General features: G+C 68.9%; 23 protein-coding genes. 4 read left to right on the top strand and 19 right to left on the bottom strand.

Translation table 11 applies throughout. The annotated features are described in order from the left end of the window. Positions 1-20 precede the first annotated feature (20 nt). From OID54_RS30380 to OID54_RS30335, 10 genes are all read right to left on the bottom strand, one after another. Positions 21-887: an amino acid ABC transporter permease gene (locus OID54_RS30380; protein WP_329024720.1), complete on the bottom strand. Its 867-nt coding sequence runs from the start codon at positions 885-887 to the stop codon at positions 21-23. Further along, positions 884-1,528, bottom strand: a complete 645-nt coding sequence (locus tag OID54_RS30375) for an amino acid ABC transporter permease (RefSeq protein ID WP_329024718.1) — start codon at positions 1,526-1,528, stop codon at positions 884-886. Before OID54_RS30375 ends, OID54_RS30380 begins: the two co-directional genes overlap by 4 nt. An 8-nt stretch (positions 1,529-1,536) precedes the next feature. Beyond that, the gene (locus tag OID54_RS30370; protein WP_329024717.1) at positions 1,537-2,442 is read right to left on the bottom strand and encodes a glutamate ABC transporter substrate-binding protein; all 906 of its coding nucleotides are present in this window, start codon (positions 2,440-2,442) and stop codon (positions 1,537-1,539) included. 13 nt (positions 2,443-2,455) lie between these two features. Further along, positions 2,456-3,202, bottom strand: coding sequence for an amino acid ABC transporter ATP-binding protein (locus OID54_RS30365; protein ID WP_329024715.1), 747 nt, complete (start codon positions 3,200-3,202; stop codon positions 2,456-2,458). Positions 3,203-3,363: 161 nt separating this feature from the next. Beyond that, entirely contained in the window at positions 3,364-3,810 is a 447-nt protein-coding gene (locus OID54_RS30360; protein WP_329024713.1) for a DUF6278 family protein, read from the bottom strand. Between the two features lie 99 nt (positions 3,811-3,909). Continuing rightward, complete coding sequence (locus tag OID54_RS30355; protein WP_329024711.1) at positions 3,910-4,689, bottom strand: exodeoxyribonuclease III; 780 nt, start codon at positions 4,687-4,689, stop codon at positions 3,910-3,912. A gap of 95 nt (positions 4,690-4,784) precedes the next feature. Next, positions 4,785-5,411 (bottom strand): MBL fold metallo-hydrolase, encoded by a 627-nt coding sequence (locus tag OID54_RS30350; protein WP_329024709.1) that lies wholly within the window; start codon positions 5,409-5,411, stop codon positions 4,785-4,787. Between the two features lie 12 nt (positions 5,412-5,423). Continuing rightward, a complete protein-coding gene (gene pcaDC / locus OID54_RS30345; protein ID WP_329027870.1) occupies positions 5,424-6,656 on the bottom strand; it encodes a bifunctional 3-oxoadipate enol-lactonase/4-carboxymuconolactone decarboxylase PcaDC in 1,233 nt (410 codons plus the stop codon). Positions 6,657-6,914: 258 nt separating this feature from the next. Beyond that, entirely contained in the window at positions 6,915-7,490 is a 576-nt protein-coding gene (locus tag OID54_RS30340) for a hypothetical protein (protein ID WP_329024707.1), read from the bottom strand. A 377-nt stretch (positions 7,491-7,867) separates the two neighbouring features. Further along, positions 7,868-9,028, bottom strand: a complete 1,161-nt coding sequence (locus tag OID54_RS30335; RefSeq protein WP_329024705.1) for an ROK family glucokinase — start codon at positions 9,026-9,028, stop codon at positions 7,868-7,870. A gap of 1,231 nt (positions 9,029-10,259) precedes the next feature. Between OID54_RS30335 and OID54_RS30330 the strand changes: the two genes are divergently transcribed. Together OID54_RS30330 and OID54_RS30325 are read left to right on the top strand one after the other, a co-directional pair. Beyond that, positions 10,260-10,781: a TlpA family protein disulfide reductase gene (locus tag OID54_RS30330; protein WP_329024704.1), complete on the top strand. Its 522-nt coding sequence runs from the start codon at positions 10,260-10,262 to the stop codon at positions 10,779-10,781. A 55-nt stretch (positions 10,782-10,836) separates the two neighbouring features. After that, a complete protein-coding gene (locus OID54_RS30325; RefSeq protein WP_329024702.1) occupies positions 10,837-11,292 on the top strand; it encodes a S26 family signal peptidase in 456 nt (151 codons plus the stop codon). A gap of 104 nt (positions 11,293-11,396) precedes the next feature. On the opposite strand, the gene OID54_RS30320 is transcribed toward OID54_RS30325, so the two are convergent. The 4 genes from OID54_RS30320 to OID54_RS30305 form a co-directional block, all read right to left on the bottom strand. After that, a complete protein-coding gene (locus OID54_RS30320) occupies positions 11,397-12,203 on the bottom strand; it encodes an ATP-binding cassette domain-containing protein (RefSeq protein ID WP_329024700.1) in 807 nt (268 codons plus the stop codon). Next, positions 12,200-13,261, bottom strand: a complete 1,062-nt coding sequence (locus OID54_RS30315; RefSeq protein WP_329024698.1) for an ABC transporter permease — start codon at positions 13,259-13,261, stop codon at positions 12,200-12,202. Before OID54_RS30315 ends, OID54_RS30320 begins: the two co-directional genes overlap by 4 nt. Further along, entirely contained in the window at positions 13,258-14,271 is a 1,014-nt protein-coding gene (locus OID54_RS30310) for a sugar ABC transporter substrate-binding protein (RefSeq protein ID WP_329024697.1), read from the bottom strand. The genes OID54_RS30315 and OID54_RS30310 overlap by 4 nt, the downstream gene beginning before the upstream one ends. Positions 14,272-14,437: 166 nt before the next feature. Beyond that, a complete protein-coding gene (locus OID54_RS30305) occupies positions 14,438-15,211 on the bottom strand; it encodes a GntR family transcriptional regulator (protein ID WP_329024696.1) in 774 nt (257 codons plus the stop codon). A 112-nt stretch (positions 15,212-15,323) separates the two neighbouring features. Here OID54_RS30305 and OID54_RS30300 point away from each other — a divergent pair, with 112 nt between their 5' ends. After that, the gene (locus tag OID54_RS30300; RefSeq protein WP_329024695.1) at positions 15,324-16,328 is read left to right on the top strand and encodes a Gfo/Idh/MocA family protein; all 1,005 of its coding nucleotides are present in this window, start codon (positions 15,324-15,326) and stop codon (positions 16,326-16,328) included. Positions 16,329-16,606: 278 nt separating this feature from the next. On the opposite strand, the gene OID54_RS30295 is transcribed toward OID54_RS30300, so the two are convergent. Together OID54_RS30295 and OID54_RS30290 are read right to left on the bottom strand one after the other, a co-directional pair. Continuing rightward, positions 16,607-17,284, bottom strand: a complete 678-nt coding sequence (locus OID54_RS30295) for a response regulator transcription factor (RefSeq protein WP_329024693.1) — start codon at positions 17,282-17,284, stop codon at positions 16,607-16,609. Continuing rightward, positions 17,281-18,537 (bottom strand): sensor histidine kinase, encoded by a 1,257-nt coding sequence (locus tag OID54_RS30290; protein ID WP_329024692.1) that lies wholly within the window; start codon positions 18,535-18,537, stop codon positions 17,281-17,283. Before OID54_RS30290 ends, OID54_RS30295 begins: the two co-directional genes overlap by 4 nt. Positions 18,538-18,683: 146 nt before the next feature. Between OID54_RS30290 and OID54_RS30285 the strand changes: the two genes are divergently transcribed. Continuing rightward, positions 18,684-18,896: a hypothetical protein gene (locus OID54_RS30285; RefSeq protein WP_329024690.1), complete on the top strand. Its 213-nt coding sequence runs from the start codon at positions 18,684-18,686 to the stop codon at positions 18,894-18,896. A 178-nt stretch (positions 18,897-19,074) separates the two neighbouring features. Here the strand turns inward: OID54_RS30285 and OID54_RS30280 are convergent, their stop codons facing one another. The 3 genes from OID54_RS30280 to allB form a co-directional block, all read right to left on the bottom strand. Then, the gene (locus OID54_RS30280) at positions 19,075-19,689 is read right to left on the bottom strand and encodes a dihydrofolate reductase family protein (protein ID WP_329024688.1); all 615 of its coding nucleotides are present in this window, start codon (positions 19,687-19,689) and stop codon (positions 19,075-19,077) included. A gap of 170 nt (positions 19,690-19,859) precedes the next feature. Continuing rightward, a complete protein-coding gene (gene alc, locus OID54_RS30275; protein WP_329024687.1) occupies positions 19,860-21,002 on the bottom strand; it encodes an allantoicase in 1,143 nt (380 codons plus the stop codon). Positions 21,003-21,072: 70 nt separating this feature from the next. After that, entirely contained in the window at positions 21,073-22,419 is a 1,347-nt protein-coding gene (allB, locus tag OID54_RS30270) for an allantoinase AllB (RefSeq protein WP_329024686.1), read from the bottom strand. Positions 22,420-22,841: the final 422 nt, after the last annotated feature.

The raw sequence follows: 22,841 nt of genomic DNA, 5'->3' as shown, positions 1-22,841 counted from the left end.
ATGTACTGCTGCCCTGCCTCCTACGGCTTGGGGGGACCCCCGGACAGCAGTGTCCCTGGATCGGCCGGGGTGATCTCCACGGCCTCCGTCTTTGGATTGCGGCGCTGCCGCCTGGCCACCCAGTTGGCGAACCAAGAGAGCAACATACACATCCCGATGTAGATCGGCGAGATCACCATCACCACCGGGATGAAGGGCAGATCGTAATCGAGGTTCGAGGCGATGAGCTTGCCCGCGTGAAGGAATTCTTCGTAGGTGATCAGATAGCCGAGCGAGGTGTCCTTCAGCGCCACCACGAGTTGACTGATGATCGTCGGCAGCATCGCGCGGACCGCCTGGGGCACCAGTACGTGCGTCATGACCTGCGTCTTGCGCATCCCCAGGGCATACGCCGCCTCGCGCTGTCCACGGTCGACGGAGTTGACGCCGGCACGGAAGACCTCGGCCAGGACCGAACCGTTGTAGAGGGTGAGCCCCGCCACCAGGGCGGGAAGGGGTTGCACCTTCAACGCGACGAAGATGAAGAAGATCATCACCAGTACGGGCATCGCTCGGAAGAACTCCACCAGCAGGGTGGACAGCCAGCGCACGGGCTTGTGGTCGGAGAGACGACCACAGGCCAGGATGGTCCCGAGGACCAGGGACAGCACGGCGGCGTACGCGAATGCCTTGAGGGTGTTGCCCAGGCCGCGCAGGAGCAGTTCCTGAATGCCCTTGTACTCGAAGGGGGTCCACTTGGCGGCGGTGAACTGCCCGGTGTCGAAGAGCAGATAGAGGATCCAGCCGAGCAGGGCGACGATGGCGACGGTCGAGACGATCCCGTAGAGGCGGTGCCGCTTGCGGGTCTTGGGCCCGGGGATGTCGTAGAGGGCGGTGGAATCGGTCATCGGGCGACTCCATAGCGCTTCTCCAGCACGTTGAACAGCGCACTGATGGACAGGGTGATGATCAGATACCCGACGGCGATCCAGACGAAGGTCCAGATGATGTTGTAGCCGAGTTCGCTGAGCGTCTTGTAGGTGCCGAGGAGTTCGGTGACGCTGAACGCGCCGGCGATCGCGGAGTTCTTGGCCAGGGCGATGATGGTCGAACCGACCGGTGGGATGACGCTGCGGAATGCCTGCGGCAGCACCACGTTGTTGAGGGTCTGGCCGAACGTCATGCCCAGACTGCGGGCGGCTTCGCCCTGCCCCTTCGGAACGGTGTTGATGCCCGAGCGCAGCGCCTCGCAGATGAAGGCGGAGGTGTAGCACCCCAGGGCGAGGATTGCGAACACCTTGAAGGGCAGGACCAGTCCGAATCGGGGCAGTCCGAGGAGTACGGCGAAGAAGAGCAGGGTCAGGGGGGTGTTGCGGAGCACGGTGACCCAGACCGTGCCGATCACCCGGAAGGAGCCGACGGGCGCCACCCGGAAGGAGGCCATCAGGAATCCGAGGGCGAGCGCGAGGAGCGAGGAGTAGACCGTCAGTTCGACGGTACCGAGGAAGCCCTCTCCGTACGTGGAGAAGTTATCGGTGAGTACTTTCACTTCAGTCCTCAGCTCGCCGGGTAGCGGTCGATCGGGGGCGGCTCGGGTGCCGGGACCCCGGAGAGACCGAGCGTTGCTTCGTACGCCTTCTTCCAGTTGCCGTTCTTCTCGTTGGCCTCCAGGGCGTCATCGATGGCGAGGCGCAGGGCGTTGTCGTTGCGCGGCACTCCGATTCCGTAGGGCTCCTCGGAGAAGGGCTTTCCGACGACCTTCAACTCGTCCGGCGCCTTGGCCGCGTACCCGGTGAGGATGGCGTTGTCCGTGGTGACCGCGTCGACCTGATAGGTGAGCAGGTTGTCCACACAGATGGAGTACGTGTCGTAGGCGACGAGATCGGCCTTCGGGTAGTCGGCCTGGATGCGCTGGTACGGAGTGGACCCGGAGGCCGAACAGACCCTCTTGCCGGCGAGGTCCTCGGGGCCCTTGATGTCCTCTTCGTCGGCACGCACCAGCAGGTCCTGGCCGGCCATGTAGTACGGGCCGGCGAAGCCGACGAGCTTCTTGCGGTTGTCGTTGATGGTGTAGGTGCCGACGTAGTAGTCGATCTGCCCGTTCTGGAGCGCCGTCTCACGGTTGGCGGAGGCGATCGTGCGGAAGGCGATCTTCTGGGGGTCGAGCCCGAGCGAGGCAGACACCATGCGCGCGATCTCGATGTCGAAGCCCGAGTACAGACCGCTGGCGGGGTCCTTCTCGCCGAGGTAGGGCTGGTCCTCCTTGACGCCGACCACGAAGTGACCGCGCCGCTTCGCCTTGCGCCAGGTCGGTGAATCCTCCAACTGGAAGGCCGTGTTGACCTGGTACTCGGGCAGTTGGTCCGGTTGTGGCCCCTTGACGGGCGGGCTGCCCTCCTTGCCGCAGGCCGTGGCGGCGAGGACCGCGAGCACCAGCGCCGTCAGGGCACGTCTGATCCGCATGTGTCGGCCCCCGTCAGTGCTTGAGGATCTTGGAGAGGAAGTCCTTGGCGCGCTCGCTCTCCGGATGGGTGAAGAAGTCCTCGGGGGTCCGGTCCTCGATGCAGCGGCCGTCGGCCATGAAGATGACGCGGTTGGCCGCCGAACGGGCGAAGCCCATCTCATGGGTGACGACGACCATGGTCATTCCGTCCCGGGCGAGTTGCTGCATCACCTCAAGGACCTCGTTGATCATCTCCGGGTCGAGCGCCGAGGTCGGCTCGTCGAACAGCATGACCTTGGGTTCCATGGCGAGCGCTCGCGCGATGGCCACGCGCTGCTGCTGTCCGCCGGAGAGCTGCGCGGGATACTTGTCGGCCTGCGAGGCCAACCCCACCCGGTCCAGCAGTTCCCGGGAGCGCCGATCGGCCTCTTCTCTCTTCCGGCCGCGGACCTTGATCGGCGCCAGGGAGACATTGGCCAGGACGGTCTTATGGGCGAACAGGTTGAAGGACTGGAAGACCATCCCGACGTCGGCCCGCAATCTGGCCAGGCCCTTGCCCTCCGCCGGCAGGGGTTCGCCGTCGATGGTGATCGTGCCCGACTCGATGGTCTCCAGCCGGTTCATGGTCCGGCAGAGAGTCGACTTCCCCGAGCCCGACGGCCCGATGACCACCACCACCTCCCCGCGCCCGACGGTGAGGTTGATGTCCTGGAGAACGTGCAACTGTCCGAAGTGCTTATTGACGTCCCGCAGCTCGATCAACGGATCGACGACGGCCATACGCTGCCCTACCCACTCATCGCTGTGTCGAGGTCAGCGCAAACTATCCATCCCGATAAGGGACTTCACGCACGACACGCATAAATAGGGCATAAGCCGTATTTATCGAAGTGGGTTTCCGGACCTCCCGCCCGGCGCGGGACGATCGAATCCGGCAGGGTCTAAGCCTCGGCCGCCTCCGCGTACACCTGCGCCAACTCCGGTGCGCCGTGGACCGCCCAGTCCAGACCCGCCTCGACCACACCGATCTCCCGACCCGAGGCGAGACGCACCACGGGGTGACCACCCGGCCAGATGTGCCAGACGGCCCCGGGAACCGTGCGCACGATGACCGTGCCGAGATAGAGACCGGCGTCATTGCCCACCCAGGGCAGTTCCTCGGGATCGTCGCGCCAGCGCGGCGGGAGCTGATCGAGTGCGGCCAACGAATCCGGGCTGTCATCCAGTTCGAGCCCGAGCCGCTCGGCCCGCACCCGAAGGAGCTCGCACTCCGAGAGCAGTTCGGCGATGGCAGCCGCCCGCTCCGGGTCGCTCTCCGCTGCGGCCTGCTGCTCCTCCTCGTCAGCGCCTTGACGCTTGAGCCAATGGTCCAAGAAAGGGATGTTCACACCACTCACCCTCGCATTCCCTCAGCCAGCCGCACCACAAGGCACGCGACGGCGGTCATCGGTGTCGTCGGACGACGTCGGTCGATCGATGGCCGATGGTCAGACGGTGAGGTCGACCACGACCGGGGCATGGTCCGATGCTCCCTTGCCCTTGCGCTCCTCACGGTCGACGTAGCCGTCCTTGACCGATTCCCTGAAGGGCCCATTGCCATAGACGAGGTCGATGCGCATGCCGCGGTTCTTCGGGAAGCCCAGCTGACGGTAGTCCCAGTAGGTGAACGGATGATCATACTTCAGTGGACGCGGCACCACATCGCCCAGACCTGTCTCCCGCAGAGCGGCGAGCGCGGCCCGCTCGGGCTCGGTGACATGGGTGCTGCCCTCGAATGCGGACCGGTCCCAGACGTCCTCGTCGGCGGGGGCAATGTTGAAGTCGCCCAGGACGGCGAAGGGCCGCTCCCCCGCCGCATCCTCGGCGACCGCGGTCCTCAGCGCTGCCAGCCAGCTCAGCTTGTAGGCGTAGTGCTCGTGCGAAACTTCTCGGCCATTGGGGACATAGACCGACCAGACACGCACCGGGCCGCACGTGGCGGAGATGGAACGGGGCTCCTGCACTCCCCCGTACTCAGGACCGCCCGGCAGCCCCTTGACCACATCGGCCAGACCGACCCTGGAGAGCAGCGCCACGCCGTTCCACCGCCCGTCGGCGTGGATGGCGGACTCATAGCCGATCTCCCGCAGCTCCGCCGCTGGGAACTGCTCCTCGGTGCACTTGGTCTCCTGGATGCAGAGCACGTCGGTGCCGCTGCTCTCCAGCCAGGCGAGCAACCGCGGCAACCGAGCGGTGATCGAGTTGACGTTCCATGTGGCGATGCGCATGGGGAAAGCCTAATGCCGGGGTGTGACACTCCGGGCTCCGCAGGGCAACGGGCCGGTCGGGCGTTCGTCGAGTGAATGACCGAAAAAGGCCCCCATCACACCGCGATGCTCTCGCCGGCACCGAGCCGGGTGTGCTCGGCGCCGCCGAGATTGCCGATGTGCGTGTCGTAGATCGGCCGGGCGAGGTCGGTGAGCAGGGCGTCGTGCACATCGACGGCCCGCCGGGGCGCCACCTCGCGCACATAGTCGATGACCTCGGCGATCTTGTTCCAGGGCGCGTGGACGGGCAGGAGCAAGGTGTCGACGGCCGTCCCCGGCACGATGAGGGCATCACCCGGGTGGAAGACGGAGCCGTCCACCAGGTAGCCGACATTGGTGACCCTCGGCAGGTCCGGATGGATCACGGCATGGAGCTCCCCGTGTACCTGTACATCAAAACCGGCCACCGAAAATGCGTCGCCGTGGCCGATGGTGTGGACGCGGCCGGGGTAGGCCGGCGTGAGCTTCTCGGCGACGCTCCGTAGCGTCCACACCTCGGTTCCGGCGGCGAGGGCGGCGCGCAGCCGCCCTTCGTCGAAGTGGTCGGGGTGCTCATGGGTGATCAGAACGGCGTCCGCGCCCTCAGCCGCGTCCTGCTCGCTGAAGGCCCCCGGGTCGATCACCAGGACCGCCCCGTCCTTCTCCAGGCGGATGCAGGCGTGCTTCTTCTTCGTCAGCTCCATGAGCACATCCTGCTACGGGCCCGGTGCCGTCTCCTGTCGAATGACCTCACGTGCCACCGCGAAGGCGGAGTTCGCTGCCGGAACGCCGCAGTACACGGCGGTGTGGAGCAGGATCTCCTTGATCTCCTGGGGCGTCAGGCCGTTGCGGAGCGCGGCCCTGGTGTGGGTCGCCAACTCCTCGCGGTAACCGCCGGCAACCAGTGCGGTGAGGGTGATGACGCTGCGTGTTCGACGATCGATGCCGTCCCGGCTCCAGACCTCGCCCCAGGCATAGCGCGTGACCAGTTCCTGGAAGTCGTCCCCGAAGGCGTCGGCCCGCGCGGTCACCTCGTCCACATGGGCGTCGCCGAGGACCTCTCGGCGCACCTTGACGCCCGGCTCGTACGGATCGGGCCGGCCGGGGGACGCCGGTTCGACCACCGGTGCGACTTCGGCGACGGGGGCGACCGGAGCCGGGGCCATCGGTACGAGTTGTGGCGCGGGAATCGCGGACAGCGTGTCCTGCGCCACCCCGGCGAAATGACGGATCAGCAGGTCCGTCACCGCGGACGGCTGCTCAACGGGTGCCAGATGGGAGGCGCCGGGCACCAGAGCCAGTCGCGAATCCGGTATTCCGGCGACCAGGGTACGAGCCTCGGCGGGGCCCGTGACCTGGTCCTCGGAGCCGACGAGCACCAGGGTCGGGACCCCGATGCGGCCCAGTTCCGTCCGGGCGTCGAAGGCGGCGAGGGCCTCGCAGGCGGCGATGTAACAGCCCGGGTCCGTGGTGCGAACCATCTGGACGGCCCATTCGACGATCGCCGGCTGAGCGGCGGCGAAACCCTGGGTGAACCAGTTCTCGGGTGCGCTGCGGGCCATGGGCTCCAGGCCGTTGGTGCGGACGACCACACCACGGCGCCGGAACTCGTCGGCGGTGCCGAACCGGGGCGATGCCGCAACGAGGGCGAGGGAGGCGACTCGGTGCGGGTGGGTGAGCGCCAACTCGATGCCGATCGCACCTCCTATGGAGCACCCGGTGTAGCCGAAGCGCTGGATGCCAAGCCCGTCAAGGGTGGCGAGGAGGCGTTCGGCGAGTTCACCGATGGAGGCGGCGGGCTGGGCCGGTGCACCCCCGTGGCCGGGCAGGTCGTAGCGCAGGACGCGCCACTCGCGGGAGAGTTCCTCGATCTGTCGATCCCACATATGCCAGGTGGTACCGAGGGATGGCCCCAGGATCAGGACAGGTGCGTCGTCCGGCCCGTCCATACGGTACTGAAGGGTCTGTGGGGGTGGGTTTTCGGCGGGAATGCCGGGCGCGACCTCGGAGGGCGCCTGATCGGCCACGGGGAGGGGTCCGTCGAGGGGGGCCCGTCCGCCGTCCGTCGAGGGGGGCGCGGCAGGGGTCTGCTCACCGGTGGGGGTCTGTTGGTCGGGGGGAGGCTGTGTCTCACTCACCCGCTCCACGGTAGTGAGTTCACGGTGCGGAAAGTACGGTCCCCCCACAAGGAGTCCGATCAAGGAGCATCAGGGGGTGGTTTTGGACACGACATACACCCTGGGGCGGGTGGAATCGGTCATGTCCACCGTGATGTCCTGACTGGGCCGGGGGCGGGTGCCCGGATGGCTCGTGCCAGCCCAGATCCTCTCGGACGTGAAGTCCCAGCCGACCGTCCGGGCATCCTTGGCTCCGATGGTGACCTGCCCGTACATCAGTTCGGCGCGGCTGGTGCCGACTTCTTCCAGGAACAGGTCGAGCCCGGCCGATGTGGTTCTGAACTGAACGTACAACCGGCTGGTCTTCCAGTTGCTGGTCTCGAAGTAGGCGACCTTGGTGGACTCCGGCGGAATCGGCACCTCGAAAATGCGGCGCTTCATCTGGGACGGCCAACTGTCGCGCAGCCCCTGGGCCGATGATTCGGCCGCCTTGTCGCGTCCGCTGTCGCGGCTCTGCTCGGCGGAGATCACCAGATAGCCGGCGGGGATTCCGACGAGGAGCACGATGATGATCGCCGTCAACCAGCGGCGAAAGATCATGTGCCCCCTGCCCTCGGGGGGCCGGAAGCTCTCGTCCGGAGACGTGGGCTGGCGGGGCACGGTCATGAAAGTCGGTTCCTGGGTGGGGCTCGGTCGGAACTGAAGTGTACGGTCCCGAAACGGCCGGGTACGGAAGCGGACTCCTCGGTTCCCGCGTAGCGGGGGTACGGACAGGGCGGCCACGGCGGTCCTGCGCGTTCGTGCAGCCCCGGGGTGGCGGGGCTCAGAACCATCCGATCGAGGGGGCCAGCGCGAAGGGGCCGATCGGAGCAGTCGAGTGCACGGCGCGACGACCACCCGCACGCCCCGATCAGCCCCGATCAGCCCCGAGGGTGGTGTCCACGGTCCTCGACCCTGGTGGCCCTGTGGCTCGGGTGGCTGCTCCGCAGCGCTGGTTCGGGACGCCCCCAGACCTCGACCCCAGACTTCGGGCGCAGGGCTTCTCAGGGCTCCTCGGTGGGGCGTACCGAGGCGGAGTTCCGCAGCACCTGTGCATAGCGTTCGTACCGCTCGTGGCGCTCCACGCGTCGGCGGTTGGCGCGACGGAAGCGGCGGGCGACGAGCCGGGCCAGGTCGGCGGCCCCGACCATCCCGGCCTCGGGCCCCAACTGGGCCTTGGCGATGCGCGCCTCGGGACGGTAGCCACGGCCGGTGAGATGGCGCCGGAATGCATCCCTGGCCGGCCCGATGAGGAGGTCATCGGCGGCGCTGACGCCCCCGCCGATGACGAAGCAGGAAGGGTCGAGGGCGGCTGCCAGATTGGCGATGCCGACTCCGAGCCACTGCCCGATGTCCTGGAACAGCTCGACACACATGGCGTCGCCCTCGCGGGCCAGCTCGGTGATGAGCGGACCGGTGATGTCCCCGATGTTGCCGCCGACGCGGTCGATCAGACTGTGGGCCACGGGCGAGTCCGCTGCGGCCAGTTCCCGGGCTTCGCGGACCAGGGCGTTGCCGGAGCTGTACTGCTCCCAGCAGCCGCGGTTGCCGCAGGGGCAACGATGGCCGCCGGGCACCACCTGCATATGTCCGAATTCACCGGCGACGCCGTACTTGCCCCGCTTGACCTGGCCGTCCTCCAGGATCGCGCCGCCGATCCCGGTCCCGAGGGTGATCATCACCAGATGGTCCTCGCCGCGGCCCGCCCCGAAACGCCACTCGGCCCAGGCGGCGGTGTTCGCGTCGTTGTCCACGAGGACGGGGACGGCGAGCCGGGCCGACAGGGCGTCGCGCAGGGGCTCGTTGCGCCAGGCGAGATGGGGCGCGAAGAGGACCTTGGACCGGTCCGCGTCCACCCAGCCGGCGGCCCCGATGCCGACCGCGTGCACATCGTGGCGGTCCGAGAGGTCGAGGACGAGCTCACAGATGGTGTCCTCGACGACCTTGGGACTCTTGGACTTGTCGGGGGTTTCGGTGCGGACCTTCTCCAGGATGATCCCGTCGGCGTCGACGACCCCGGCCATCACCTTCGTACCGCCGATGTCGATGCCGACCGTGGGCACCCGGGGTGCGGTCAGGTGGGAGCGGCGCTCACGGGTGCCGACGGTCCGCAGGACGGTGGCGCGGGCCGAGCCGCGGTGGGCGAAATCGCGGTAGGTGCTCACCGGGCGCCGCCTTGGGGTGTCGTGCGGATGGGGGCAGGTGCTCGCACGGGTCGCATCGTTCCTGGAGTCGTGGGGGCCGGTCGGCACGCGATGAGCTGCTTCACCCCGGGCCCGGCGGCGGACGTCGCCCGCCGTGGCCGATTCTGCCACCTGAGGGCGCCAGCGACATGGGGAGCGGGGGTGGCCGATTTCCACCCACACACCCCATGTGACCCGAGTCACAAATCACAGGAGCACATTGCAAATAGGTCTAGTCCAGTGATCGACTACACACGCTCCGTATCCGACAGGAGGACCCCATGAACGCCCTGCGGAAGATCGGCGATTTACCGCTGACCGAGGACGGACCTGAAGCGGAGGCCCGGGCGACGAGCTGTGGCGCCCGCCGCCGTACGGACAGGCGACACCGCTGCGACCGCTCGGTCAGCAGGTCCGTACGCCACTGTTCCCACCTCCGGCGCTCCAGTGCAGGCCAGCAGCACACAGGTCGGTGCTAGGCACGGCTGCCGGGTCGCCGCCGGGTGACGGCGCCGCAGCCCGGCACAGGCCGATGAAGCCAACGGCGAGGAAAGCGGAATGGTGGATATCCCCCGGTGACACCCGGGGCGCATCCCTCGGCTCGCCCGGTGACCACACCTCGGTGATGCCGGGAGCGCCTGTGGTCCCGCTGCGGTCCGAAGACTCCGCAGCGCCGTCCGACCTGCCGCCGTCTGATGCAGTTGCGAAGACCGTGCGAGGCTCCGCACATCCGCTCAGGCCGTGCGGTGCGCGCTTCGGACGGGGTCGCGGCGCGGCCCTTCGCTCCCCCGCGATCCCCGCCCTGGCCTGTCCACCGGCTGCGGGCACCGGCACGAGTCCCGAGGCGGGCGTCAGACGTCTGCCCGCCTGCCGGCCACCGTCCGCGCACCTCGCAGGCCGAGGGCGCACGACTGCGGGGCCGGACGAGATGCCGCGGGCCAACAGGTCCCACGGCACTCGTACGGCCCCGCGCCGCAGGCAATCCGGCCAGGTCCGCAGGCGATCCAGCCAGGTCCGCGGGTGATGCGGCCCCGGTGCACAACGGCCCCCGCGGTGGGCGACCGCCCCCTCCTCCACCGTGGCTTTCGCGCCCGGATCAGCAGATCCGGCGACTGAACCCCCCACACCGAAGCGCGGTACTCCGCGACCTCTGGGGTGCTCCCCCGTTCGTCCCGGATGCCTCGCGCCCCCAACCCCAAACTGGAGTTGAGTCATGGCTTTCGTCATTGCCGGCCTCGTCCTCGTCGGCGCGCTCTGCTTGGTGAACCTCCTTCTGCTCACCGGGATCAGGCGAAAACTGCGCGGACGGGGAGGACAACTGAGCGGGCCCAAACCGGGCCGGCCGATGCCCGACTTCTCGGCCACCACCCTGTCGGGACGGACCATCGGCCGGGCGGATCTCCTGGGTCGGCCCGCAGTCCTCGCCTTCCTCTCCACCTCCTGCCCGACGTGCCCGACGCTCGTGCCCCATCTGGTGGAGCACGCCCGATCAACCGGTCTCACGGCCGACCGGATGGTCGTGGTGATCGCGGGCGACGAATCGGCCGCCGAGGCACTGGCCGAACCACTGGCCGGAGTGGCGAGCGTGGTGGTCGAACCCTCCGTGGGCGAACTGACCCGGGCCTTCAGCGTCTCGACCACTCCGACCACGGTCCTCGTCGACGCCGAGGGCAAGGTGGCCCGTACCGAAACCGGCCCCCGACCCCTCGCCGACATGGAGCGCGCGGGCATCTGAGCCCCGCTCCCTCGGCGCCGGGCGTCTGACGGCACACAGAGGCGGAGGAACGGTGTTGACCTCATGGGGTCGGTGGACGATGGGCGGCGCCGGCTCGCTGTTGATGGCGGCCGGCGCCTGGTACCTGCACGGCCGATTCGTGGCGGTCACCGTACGGGGCGAGAGCATGGCGCCGACGCTGCTGCCCGGCGACCGGGTACTGATCCGGCTCGGCGCGGCCGGGCTGCGGCCCGGCGCCGTCGCCGTGGTCGCTGCCCCCGGCCCCGGCCCCGCACGGGGGTGGCGGACGGATCCCCCGGCATCGAAGGACCTCTCCGCCGTTCCCTGGTCCCTCAAGCGCGTGGTGGCGGTGGCGGGGGACGCCATGCCGGACGGGGTGGTGCGTCGGGCTCCCCGCGTACCGCCCGGGCACTTCGTGGCGATCGGAGACCATCCGCTGAGCCATGACTCCAAGCAGTACGGCCCCTGCCCGGTGGACCAGGTGCTGGGGGTGGTCGTACGTCGCTTCTAGCGGCTCCGCAGGGGGCCGAAGCGGTCCTCCATGCGGAAAGCCGTCGAGCCAGGACGGCCGCACAGGACGGCTCCGCCCGGCCGAGGCGGGGCGGAGCCGGGAGTTCAGGCGGGGTCGAGGCCCGGGGGGTTCGGCGCCCGCTCCAGTTCATGGCGGAGGTCGTCGAGTTCGCTGCCACCGGCCATCTGACGGGTCAGCTCATCCAGGGTGACGGAGTCCTTGGTATGGCTGGCAGCCATCACACCCCGTTTGAGCAGGACGAACCTATCCCCCACCAGATAGGCGTGGTGCGGGTTGTGCGTGATCAGCACCACGCCGAGACCGGCGTCCCGGGCCGCCGCGACGTACTTGAGCACGACACCCGACTGCTTGACGCCCAGTGCCGCCGTCGGTTCGTCGAGAACCAGCACCTTGGCACCGAAGTGGACTGCGCGGGCGATCGCCACGCACTGTCGTTCGCCACCGGAGAGGGTGCCGATCGGCTGGTCGACATCGCGCAGGTCGATCCCCATCCGCAGCAGTTCGGAGCGGGTCGTCTCGCGCATCCGGCCGACGTCGAGCCGACGGAACGGCCCCTTGCCCACGGTGGGCTCCGAGCCGAGGAAGAAGTTGCGCCACACCGGCATCAGCGGCACTACGGCCAGATCCTGATAGACGGTCGCGATGCCCCGATCGAGCGCCTCGCGCGGGCTCGACAGCCGGGTCGCCTCGCCGTCGATCGAGAAGGTGCCGGAATCGTGTCGGTGGAGCCCGGCGATGATCTTGATGAGAGTGGACTTGCCCGCACCGTTGTCGCCGAGCACACAGGTGATCTCACCGGTGTGCACGGTCAGGGACACGCCCTCCAGGGCGCGGATGTTCCCGTAGAACTTGCTGACGTTCTCCAGTTCGACCAGCGAGACCTGTGTCATCGGGTCGCCTCCGCCCTCTTGCGCACCCAGGCGTTGAGCAGGGTGGCCAGCAGCAGCATCGCCCCGAGGAAGAACTTGAACCAGTCCGGGTCCCACTCCGCGTACACGATCCCCTTGCTGGTCATGCCGAAGATCAGTGCACCGATCGCGGACCCGATGGCGGACCCGTACCCACCGGTGATCAGGCAGCCGCCGATGACCGCCGCGATGATGTAGATCAACTCATTGCCGACGCCTTCGCCTGACTGCACGACGTCGAAGGAGAACAGCAGGTGCTGGCCCGCGACCCAGGCGGCGAAGGCCACCCCCATATAGAGGCCGATCTTGGTACGGATGACCGGTACGCCGACCGCGCGGGCAGCGTGCTCCCCGCCGCCGACCGCGAAGATCCAGTTGCCGAAGCGGGTGCGGAGGAGAATCCAGGTGGCGACCGCGATGAGGGCGATCCACCACAAGATGGTGACCTTGATGGTGACGTCGCCGATGACGAACTCATGGGCGAAGACGGCCTTGGCCGAGGTGAAGCCCTCCATGTCGGCGATCGACTTGGTGGAGACCGTACCGCTGATCAGTTTGGTGAAGCCGAGGTTGAGACCGGTGAGCATGAGGAACGTGCCCAGCGTGATGATGAAGCTGGGCAGCTTGGTCCGGGTGAGCATCGCCCCGTTGAACACCCCCACGGCCAGGGTGACCAGCAGCGAGACGAACACTCCGACCCAGACGTTCGCCGTCATCTGGTAGCTGAACATCGACGAGACCAGGGCCGAACTCGTGACCAGGACCCCGGCCGACAGATCGAACTCGCCGCCGATCATCAACAGCGCCACCGGCACCGCCATGATGCCGATGACGGACGAGGCATAGAGCACGGTGGAGAGGCTGGACGCCTGGAGGAACGAGTCGGCGACGAACGAGAAGAAGACGAAGACGGCGAGGGCTCCGACGATCGAGCCCAGTTCGGGCCGGCCCATCAGGGTGCGCAGTACGGAGGTGTGCACCAGGCGTTCGTCGGGCGCACCCGGTTCCCGGGTGGGTGCGGAGGGTGCGGTCGCGCTCATCGGGTGCCCCGCCTGGTGAAGTCCTCCAGCTTGGCCGCGTCGGACTTGGTGATGATCTGCGGTCCGGTGAGCACGGGCTTCCCGCCGCCGAGGACATTGGCGTTATAGCGGTAGAGCCAGAGCAGATCAACGGCCTCGTAGCCCTGGAGGTAGGGCTGCTGGTCGACGGCGAAGCCCAGGGAGTCGTCCTTGAGTCCCGCCACGACCTTGGCATTGAGGTCGAAGGTGTCGATCTCTGCCTTGCTGCCCGCGGTCCGCTTCGCCTTGACGGCGGTGTCCGCGAAGGGCGCGCCCAAGGTGACGACGGCGTCCACCGAGCGGTCGGTCTGCAATTTCGCTTCGATGGTCGCCTGGACGTCGGGCATGTTGGTGCCGTCGACGTAGAGGTTCTGCATCTCGCCGTCGAAGGTGCTCTTGGCTCCGGCGCAGCGCTGCTCGTGTCCCACGTTGCCCTGTTCGTGGAGGACGCAGAGCGCCTTCTTCCGGCCTCGTTCGTTGAGCTCCTCGCCGACCGCCTCGCCGGCGATGGTCTCGTCCTGGCCGATGTGGGTGAGCGCCCCGTACTGCTTGGACTGCTCGGAGCCCGAGTTGACGGTGACCACGGGGATGCCCGCGGCGACGGCCTTGGTGACGACCGCCTTCATCGCGTCGGGCTTGGCCAGGGTGACGATGAGACCGTCGACCTTCTTGTCGATGGCGGCCTGGACCAGCTGCGCCTGCTGCTGTCCTTCGTCGCTCTTGGAGTAGAGGAAGTTGATGTTGTCCTTGGTGGCGGCCTCCCGGGCGCCCTTTTGGACGATGTCCCAGAAGGTGTCCCCGTCGCCCGAGTGGGTGACCATGGCGAAGGTCCAGCGGGGTGTGCTGACCGCGGCCTTCCCGGCGGCGGCCTGGGCCTTGCGGGCGTCCTCGGCGCGCTTGCCGCCGGTGCTGCTGCATCCCACCAGGGAGGCCCCGAGCACCGCCGCCAGCACCGCGCCGATGACGCGTACCCCTGTCCTTGCCCTTGCCACGACGCCGTGCCCCTGTCCTTCTTGCCCTGCTGATTCTCGCGGTAACCGGGAAGCGGAATGACACATCCCGGCCGCCCAAGTATGGGTCACGGCTGGTCGGAGGGTGGGCATCGGGTACGCCGGGTAGGTCATCGGACACTCCTGGTGCCGGGTGGGACGCACATGGTCAGGGGCGTACGAGCAGTTGGAACTCGAAGGTGTAGCGCGAGGCGCGATAGAGGTGGGAGCCGAGTTCCACGGCGCGCCCGGTGTCGTCGAAGGTGGTGCGTGCCATGGTGAGCACCGGACCGCCGGGCCGTTCGGCGAGCAGTTCCGCCTCGGTGGCGGTGGCGGCCCGGGCCCCGACCGACTGGCGCGCGCTGTGCAGGGTTATGCCGGCGGCCCGCATCACGCGGTAGAGGCCGGTCGCCTCCAGTTCGGGAGTGCCGCAGGTCACCAGTCCGACGGGCAGATGGTTGGTGAGCAGCGCCATGGGTTCCCCGTGGGCGTACCGCACCCGTTCGATCCGTTGCACTTCGGTGCCTTCGCCGAGGCCCAGCGCGTCGGCGACCGCGGGGGCGGCGGCCTCGGTGGACATGCGCAGGACCGTGGTGGCGGGGTGCCGTCCGGCCGCCTCCAGATCGTCGTAGAGGCTGCTGAGCTCCAGCGGCCTTCGCACCTGGCTGTGCACGACCTGGGTGCCGACGCCGCGGCGGCGCACCAGCAGTCCCTTGTCGACCAGGGCGTGGATGGCCTGACGCACGGTGGGCCGCGACAGACCCAGCCGACCTGCTAGTTCTATCTCGTTGCCGAGCAGTGTGCCGGGAGTGAGGACCCCCTGCTCTATGGCCCTCTCCAACTGCTGGGAGAGCTGGAAGTAGAGCGGAACCGGACTGGTGCGGTCCACGCTCAGCTGGAGGGACAGGACGGCGTCCGTCCCGGGTCTGGGCTGCTTGGGCACGGAGCGAGCGTAGTCGCCGGCCCTCGGGAACGGGAAGGGACGGAACACGAGAACGTCCGGTTGTCAGGACAAAGCCTTGACACGATGGCGGGGGCACCCTCATTTTTTCCCCATGCGCATCGGACTCATCGGTACGGGACGTATCGGCACCTTCCACGCGAACGTGCTCAGTCGCCACCGAGAGGTGGGGGCGCTCGTGGTGGCGGACGCCGATCCGGCGCGGGCGGCGGCGGTGGCCGAACGCACCGGGTCCACAGCGGCGCCCAGCGCGCGGGAGATCTTCACCTGGGGAGTGGACGCGCTGGTGATCGCCTCCGCAACGGCCTCCCACGCCGAGTTGATCACTCGGGCGGCGCGATCGGGGCTGCCCGCCTTCTGCGAGAAGCCGATAGCGGCGGATGTGCCGGGGACGCTCGCGGCGCTGCACGAGGTCGAAGCCGCGGGAACCCAGCTCCAGTTGGGCTTCATGCGCCGCTTCGACGCCGGCTACCGGGCAGCTCGGGAGCTGGTGGAGTCCGGACGGCTGGGCAGGCTCCACACGGTGCGCGCCATGACCTCGGACCCGGCTCCACCGGCGGCGGAATATCTGCCGCTCTCCGGGGGCCTCTACCGCGACTGTCTGGTCCATGACTTCGACATGCTGCGCTGGGTGACCGGGCGCGAGGTGGTGGAGGTGTACGCGACGGGTTCGGACGCCGGACCTGCGATGTTCCGAGCAGCGGGGGATGTGGACACCGCTGCGGCCGTGTTGACCCTGGACGACGGCGTACTGGCGACGGCGACGGCGACGCGGTGCAACGGCGCGGGCTATGACGTCCGGATGGAGCTGGCGGGGGAGCTCGATCAGGTGACGGTCGGCCTGGACGACCGTACGCCGATCACCTCGACCGAGCCGAAAGGGCCACGGGCCGCGTCCCGACCGTGGCCCGGCTTCCTGGAGCGGTTCGCCCCCGCTTACGAGGCCGAGTTGGACGCCTTCTTGCGGATGGTGGTGGGCCAGGGGGAGAACCCGTGCGACGGCCGGGAGGCACTGGCGGCCTTGCGGATCGCCGAGGCGTGCGAGCTGTCCCGGCGCGAGCGCCGGCCGGTGCGCATCGAGGAGATCCGCATCGAATGATCCGTCCGGGACGGCCTCGGGGCACCGCCCGGACCGTCGAGGTCGCCCCCTGGCATCACCCGGTCGGCCGAATCGGGTGCAAGAAGATCACGGCCCGCACCCGAGTGCCCCCTGCCGCGCCCGATGCGGCCGTCGGCAACCCAGGCCGGCAACCCCATCGGCACCGCCGTGAGCACCATCGATCCGCATGGGCACGATCCGCGCGGGTCGAAGCACCGTACGGCGGGGGCCGATCGTGGCAGCGAGGTGAGCGGGCCCGTACGGCTCCGCGCCTGGCCCTACGGCTCCTCGTCCAACAGCCCGGCGTCATGGGCGAGAAGGGCGATCTGCACCCTGTTGTTCAGCCCGAGTTTGGCCAGGACACGGGAGACGTGGGTCTTGACGGTGGGCACGCTGAGATAGAGGGTGCCAGCGATCTCTGCGTTGGACTGGCCCCGGCCCACGGCGACAACCACCTCCCGCTCGCGCTCGGCGAGGGTCTCCAGGCGGGCGATGGCGGCCCTTCGCCGGGGGTCGGCGGCGCGCTCGTGGCTCTGGTCAGCGACCCGGTCCATCAGCTGGCGGGTCACCGCGGGCGAGAGCACCGGATCACCGCCGGCCACCCGTCGGATGGCGGCGACGATCTCGGCGGGCGGGGTGTCCTTGAGGACGAAACCGGCGGCACCCGCACGCAGGGCGCGCACCACCTGCTCATCGGCGTGGAAGGTGGTGAGGACGAGGACCTCCGGTGCCCCAGGGCCACGCCGCAACTCCTCGGTGGCGGTGAGCCCGTCCACCTGCTCCATCCGAATGTCCATCAGGACCACGTCGGGGGCGAGGCGAGCGACCAGTTCGGGCACCGCGCTGCCGTCGCTCCCCTCCCCCACGATCTCCAGATCGTGTGCCCCGCCCAGCATCAGGGAGAGACCGGCGCGAACCAGGGGGTCGTCGTCGATGATGAGCAGCCGGATTGTCATACGGCCCACGGTAGCCACGCCCGGACATGGAAACCGCCGTCCCCCGTCCTTCCGTGCTCCAGGGTGCCACCGGCGAGCATCGCCCGTTCGCCCAGTCCGATCAGTCCCTGGCCGGAGCCGGGTGGGGCGGTGATCGGCCGGGGCGAACGGGGTGCGGGGTTGTCGACGGCGACGGTGAGCCCGTCAGCGGGCGCACCTGCGAGGGTGAGGGTCACTTCGGCACCCGGAGCGTGCTTGCGGGCGTTGGTCAGGGCCTCCTGCACGATCCGGTAGACGGTACGGCCGAGTACGCCGGGTACGGCCACGGGCTCCGCTATGCGCTGGTCCAGTCGGACCGTCATCCCGGCCTCGCGGGACTCGTGGACGAGTGCGTCCAGGCTGGCGAGGGTCGGCTGGGGACGGTCTCCGCTCTCGTGGTCACCCGGTGTACGGAGGACTCCGATGATCTGGCGCAGGTCCTGGAGGGCTTCATGGGCACTGTCGCGGATCACCCCGGCGGCCCGGGCCACCTCGGCGGGCGGGGCGTCGGGACGGAACTCCAGGGCGCCGGCGTGGACGCTCAGCAGGGTCAGCCGATGTGCCAGCACGTCGTGCATCTCGCGGGCGATGGCCTCACGGGCCAGCCGTTGTGCCTGCTCGGCCCGGAGTTCGGCTTCGGTCTCGGCTCGGCGGGCGCGCTCCTGGAGGACGACGACCAGTTGACGACGGGCGCGTACGAGCATGCCCCAGCCGAGCGCCAACAGGACGAGGACGCTTCCGCCGATGACGGAGGCCCAGAGGTCGGCCGTCGGATCGGGGCGGATGAGGGGACTGACGCAGGCGCTCGCGAGCGAGAGCAGACCGATCACGCCCACCGGCCGGAAGGGACGGTGCACGGCGAGGCTGAACACGGCCACGAGGAACGCCCCGCCGACCACGGGGACCAGGAAGCACGTCAGGGCCAGGGCGAGGGCGAGTTGTACGGGCCAGCGACGACGCAGCCACAGGGCGCAGCAGGCGGCGGCCCCGACGAGTTGGTCGACCAGCACCACCATGTCGGAGTCGTTGATCTGATCGCTGACGTCCGCGGCGGCCATGCCGACGAAGGCCGCGAGCACGAAGAGCACGGTGTCGACGATCCAGTCGCGCACGGTGCGCCGGGGTCTGGCTCGCGGCGGCCCGGCGTCGATGCCGGGCCGCTCCCCCACGAGCTCCGCTTCACGGCCGCCCGCCATGGCGGAGGGCAGCAGCCAGCGGTATTCCGTTCGTGTCATATCGGCAAATCTACGCACCGGATCGAGGGGGTTGGAGGGTGCGGAGGACGACAGCGACCAAAGTCGTGGCGGAGGAGACTTTGGATGGTCCGCGTGATGCCACCGACTGATGCGGCGGCTTCGACCGCAACGTCACGATCGTCGCCATGAAGAAGATTCTCGATGGCGTGGGCGGGCTCCTGGTGTTTCTCGGCGGGGGCGGAGTCCTGCACGAGCTGACGGGCTGGTTCGACAAGGTGGCCCCCACCCGGCTGCTGACGGAGAACGTCGGGTTCCTCGACGATCAGGCGGTGTTCGTGAACCTGGTGATCGCGGTAGTGGGATTCGCCATGTGCATGATCGCGGAGCGGCTCGGGTAGCGGCTCGGCGCCCGGGTCCCGGTGGAGTACGGGCTGTACCGTCCCCAAGGTGCACCATCCCAGGGGTATGCCGTCCCAAGGGTGTGCCGTCCCCAGACCACAGGGGTACGGGCCACGGCACCCCCACTGTCGGGTGAGGGCTGTCGGGTGAGGGTGCCCGTGCGGTGTGCCCGTTCCCTCAGAGCTCGTAGGTGCCGTAGGTGGGACGGCCCGCCAGTTCATAGGTGTGGATGGCCACTCCGGTGCTGGTGGTCCGGGCGTCCGTGTGGCGCAGGGCGGTGGGAACGGCACCGTCCGCGAAGAATCGTCGCCCCTTGCCCAGGAACACGGGAAAGACCAACAGATGGAAGGTGTCGATCAGATCGTGTGCCATCAGGCTCTGGGCGAGCGTGCCGCTGCCGTGGATCTGTAGTTCTCCCTCGGTGCGCTGCTTGATGTCGGCCACCTCACGGGCGATGTCCTTGCCGATGACGGTGGTGCCGTCCCAGTCGGCGCGCTCCAGTGTGGTGGAGGCGACGTACTTGGGCAGGGAGTTGAGCCGGGAGGCCACCGGGTCGTTCGGGTCGGTCATCTTGGGCCAGTACCCGGCGAAGATGTCGTAGGTGCGGCGGCCGAGGAGGAAGGCACCGGAGCGGTCGAACACCTCGGTCACGAAGCGACCGAAGTCCTCGTCGCCGTAGGGGACGGACCAACCGCCGAGGTCGAACCCGCCGCTGGTGTCCTCGCCGGGCCCACCAGGCGCCTGGACGACGCCGTCGAGGGTGAGGAAGGTGGTGATCGAGAGCTTGGCCATGGTGCGTTCCCGCTTCCCTTGCGCGTCCGGCGATGCCGGTGGTGATGTGGTCATCAACAGAGACCGAATACGTGCCCGAAATTCATCGGTGGTCGCCGACCGGCATCACGTTGGAACCCGAACGGGTGCGCCCCAGGAATGGACCGGGGGTCGATCGTCCCCGGCCGGATTCAGCCGCCGGCCTCCCGGTGGCGGGTGAGGAGACGGGCGGCGCCGTCCGCGGTCAGGGCGCCGTGCAGCCGCAGCCGTGAGATCCCGCCGTCGGGGTGGATGTCCAGCCGTGCCCGGTGGCCGACGACGGGGTGAGCGAGGACGAATCGGTGGTTGGTGTCGGGCTGGAGGCGGGTCCGCGGCAGGACCGCGATCCATGGCTGGTCGGGCCCGTCCTGGACGAACAACTCGGCCCAACCCGCACTGTTCCCCTTGAGATAGGCGGTGTCGATCTCCACGGCCCGTACCTCGGCCCGTTCGACGAGTCGGTAGCGGATCCAGTCATGGCCGTCGTCACGACGTCTGCGGGTCTCCCAGCCGTCGTCCATCTTGCGCGAACGACCGGGACGGATGGTGTGGACGGGCGGCGAGTAGAAGCGGTCCGACGCGTCCTCGATGCGACCGCCGTGTTCCAGGGCGACGACGTCGAAGGTGCCGAGCGCGGTGAGCCAGGCAGGGTCGGGGACGACCTCGCCGTACACCCGAAGGCGCGCGATGCCGCCGTCGGGATACTGCCTCAGCCGCAGATGGGTGAAGCGCTGTCCGACCCGGACGTGGAAGGCGTTCGCCGCATGTCCGCCGACGGGCGTGAGGGGCACGAGTTCGGTCCAGGTCACACCGTCGGCGAGGAGTTCCTCGGGGCCGGGGCAGCCCAGGACTGCGGTCGCCTGCACGCTGACCGCCTGGGGGTGATTGCCCCGGAAGTGGGCGGTGTCCACGACGACCCCATGGATGGTTCCGGGGGCACCGAGCCGGATGAGCGCCCAGTCGTGGTCATCGGCGACGGGGTGCGGTCGCCCGGCGTCGGGACCGCGACGACGACGGGTCTCCCAGCCGTCCATGACCTTGCCCTTGTGGCCGAAGCGGGCGGGATCGAACTCCGCCGGACCGGGATTGAGCAGGTTCTCCCGTTCGGCGAAGAACTCGTCGTTGGCGGCGATGACCGCGCCGCCGAGTTCCCGTGCCGCCAGGTCCGGGTGCTGGAGGAAGGGGTGGTCGGCCGTGCGGTAGTCGGCGTAGGGATCGCCGCCCCGGAAGGGCGCGGCGGCGCCGGTGTACACGGGCAGCGGCGGCTCTGGGGGCTGGGAGGTCGCGTCGGGCACGTTCCGGTTCCCTTCTGCGATGGCTGGATCCGTTGTGGTGGGAGCGGTCGCGGCAGGTGGGCTCTGTCGATCAGTTCGGGGTGCGGCGGTCGAGCAGTCGGCCCGACGCTGCCGATGTCGATCCGGTGTCGATGCGGCGACCACGCAGCCAGGTCGATCGCACCACTCCTGCGAGGGTGCGGCCGGCGTAAGCGGTGATCTGATTGCGGTGGTGGAGCCGCCTGGGGTCGACGGTGAAGGTCTCGTCGGGTGCGAAGACCGTGAAGTCGGCGTCCTTGCCGATGGCAATGGCCCCTTTGCGGTCGAGCCCGGCCAGCGCCGCGGGCCCCGCGGCCATCCAACGGACGACGTCGGAGAGGGTGTGGCCGCGCTGGCGGGCCTCGGTCCACAGGGCGGGTAGTCCCAGTTGGAGGGAGGAGACGCCGCCCCAGGCGGTGGCGAAGTCCGAGGTCTTCAGGGTGTCGGTGCACGGGGAGTGGTCGGAGACGACGCAGTCGATGGTGCCGTCGGACAGACCGGCCCAGAGCGCGTCCCGGTTGGCGGCCTCCCGGATCGGCGGGCAGCACTTGAACTCGGTTGCCCCGTCGGGTATTTCCTCGGCGGCGAGGGTGAGGAAGTGGGGGCAGGACTCGGCGGTGATCCTGACCCCGTCCTCCTTGGCCTCGGCGATCAGTGGGAGTGCGCTCGCGGAGGACACATGGAGGATGTGCACCCGGGCGTCGAGGCGCCGCGCATGGGCGATCACCATGGCGATGGCGGCGTTCTCCGCGGTCCGGGGGCGGGAGGCGAGGAAGTCGTCGTAGCGGGGTCCGCCCCGCTGGGGTGCGGCTGCCAGTTGCCCCGGGTCCTCAGCGTGGACGATCAACAGCGCTCCCAGGGCTGCCGTTTCGGCCATGGTTCGACCGAACTGCTCCTCGTCGAGTTCGGGAAACTCCTCCACTCCCGAGGGCGAGAGGAAGCACTTGAAGCCGAAGACCCCCGCGGTGTGCAGCTCCTTCAGGTCGGCGGTGTTGTGCGGGATCGCACCACCCCAGAAGCCGACGTCGACATGGGCCAGGGGTCGGGCGGTGTGCTGCTTGGTTTGCAGATGGGCCACGGTGGTGGTGGGTGGCAGCGAGTTGAGCGGCATGTCGATCAGGGTGGTGATGCCGCCGGCAGCCGCGGCACGGGTGGCGGTCGCGAACCCCTCCCACTCGCTGCGACCGGGGTCATTCACATGGACGTGGGTGTCCACGAGACCGGGCAGCAGGACGTCGTCGCCGAAGTCCTCGCTCGGTACGCCCGGTGGGACCGGGGCGTCGTGGGGCAGGAGGCGCACGATCGCGCCCCGGGCCACGGCCACCGTTGCGGGTCGGATCGCCCGGGGGGTGAGTACCCGCGTCGAGCGCAGGAAGAGGTCGGCTCCCCCGTCGTCCATGCTCATCCCCCTCGGCGAGCTTCAACGAAATGTTGAACGAATCCTCATGGGGGAGATGTCGATCGTCAAGACTTCGTGTTCTGCTCAGTGAAAGAGGGATTTCACCGAGTGAAAGCATCCGGCCTTCACTGCCGACGCCTTGCCCACCCGGCCGGAACCAGCCGTACGACGGGGTTGGGCGGCCAGATGGGAGGTGGTAGCGAGCTTCCAGCAGAAGACCATGAGCACAGCTGCCGTGGCGCAATCGGAAGGAACCAGAGGAACCGCCGGACCCAGACGGCATGGACCAGTTCCCCCAACGGATCACCGCACGGAAGGCGGGGCATCGAGTCCCTTCGCATCTGTTCCCGCCGAAAGCCACGGACCCGTCCGCCACTTCCCTGACCGGCGCCGAAGCCGCTCGAACGGCGAGCCGCCCGGCC

The sequence above is a fragment of the Streptomyces sp. NBC_00690 genome, from assembly GCF_036226685.1.
Taxonomy (GTDB): Bacteria; Actinomycetota; Actinomycetes; order Streptomycetales; family Streptomycetaceae; genus Streptomyces.
This window is presented reverse-complemented; position numbering and strand designations above follow the sequence as displayed.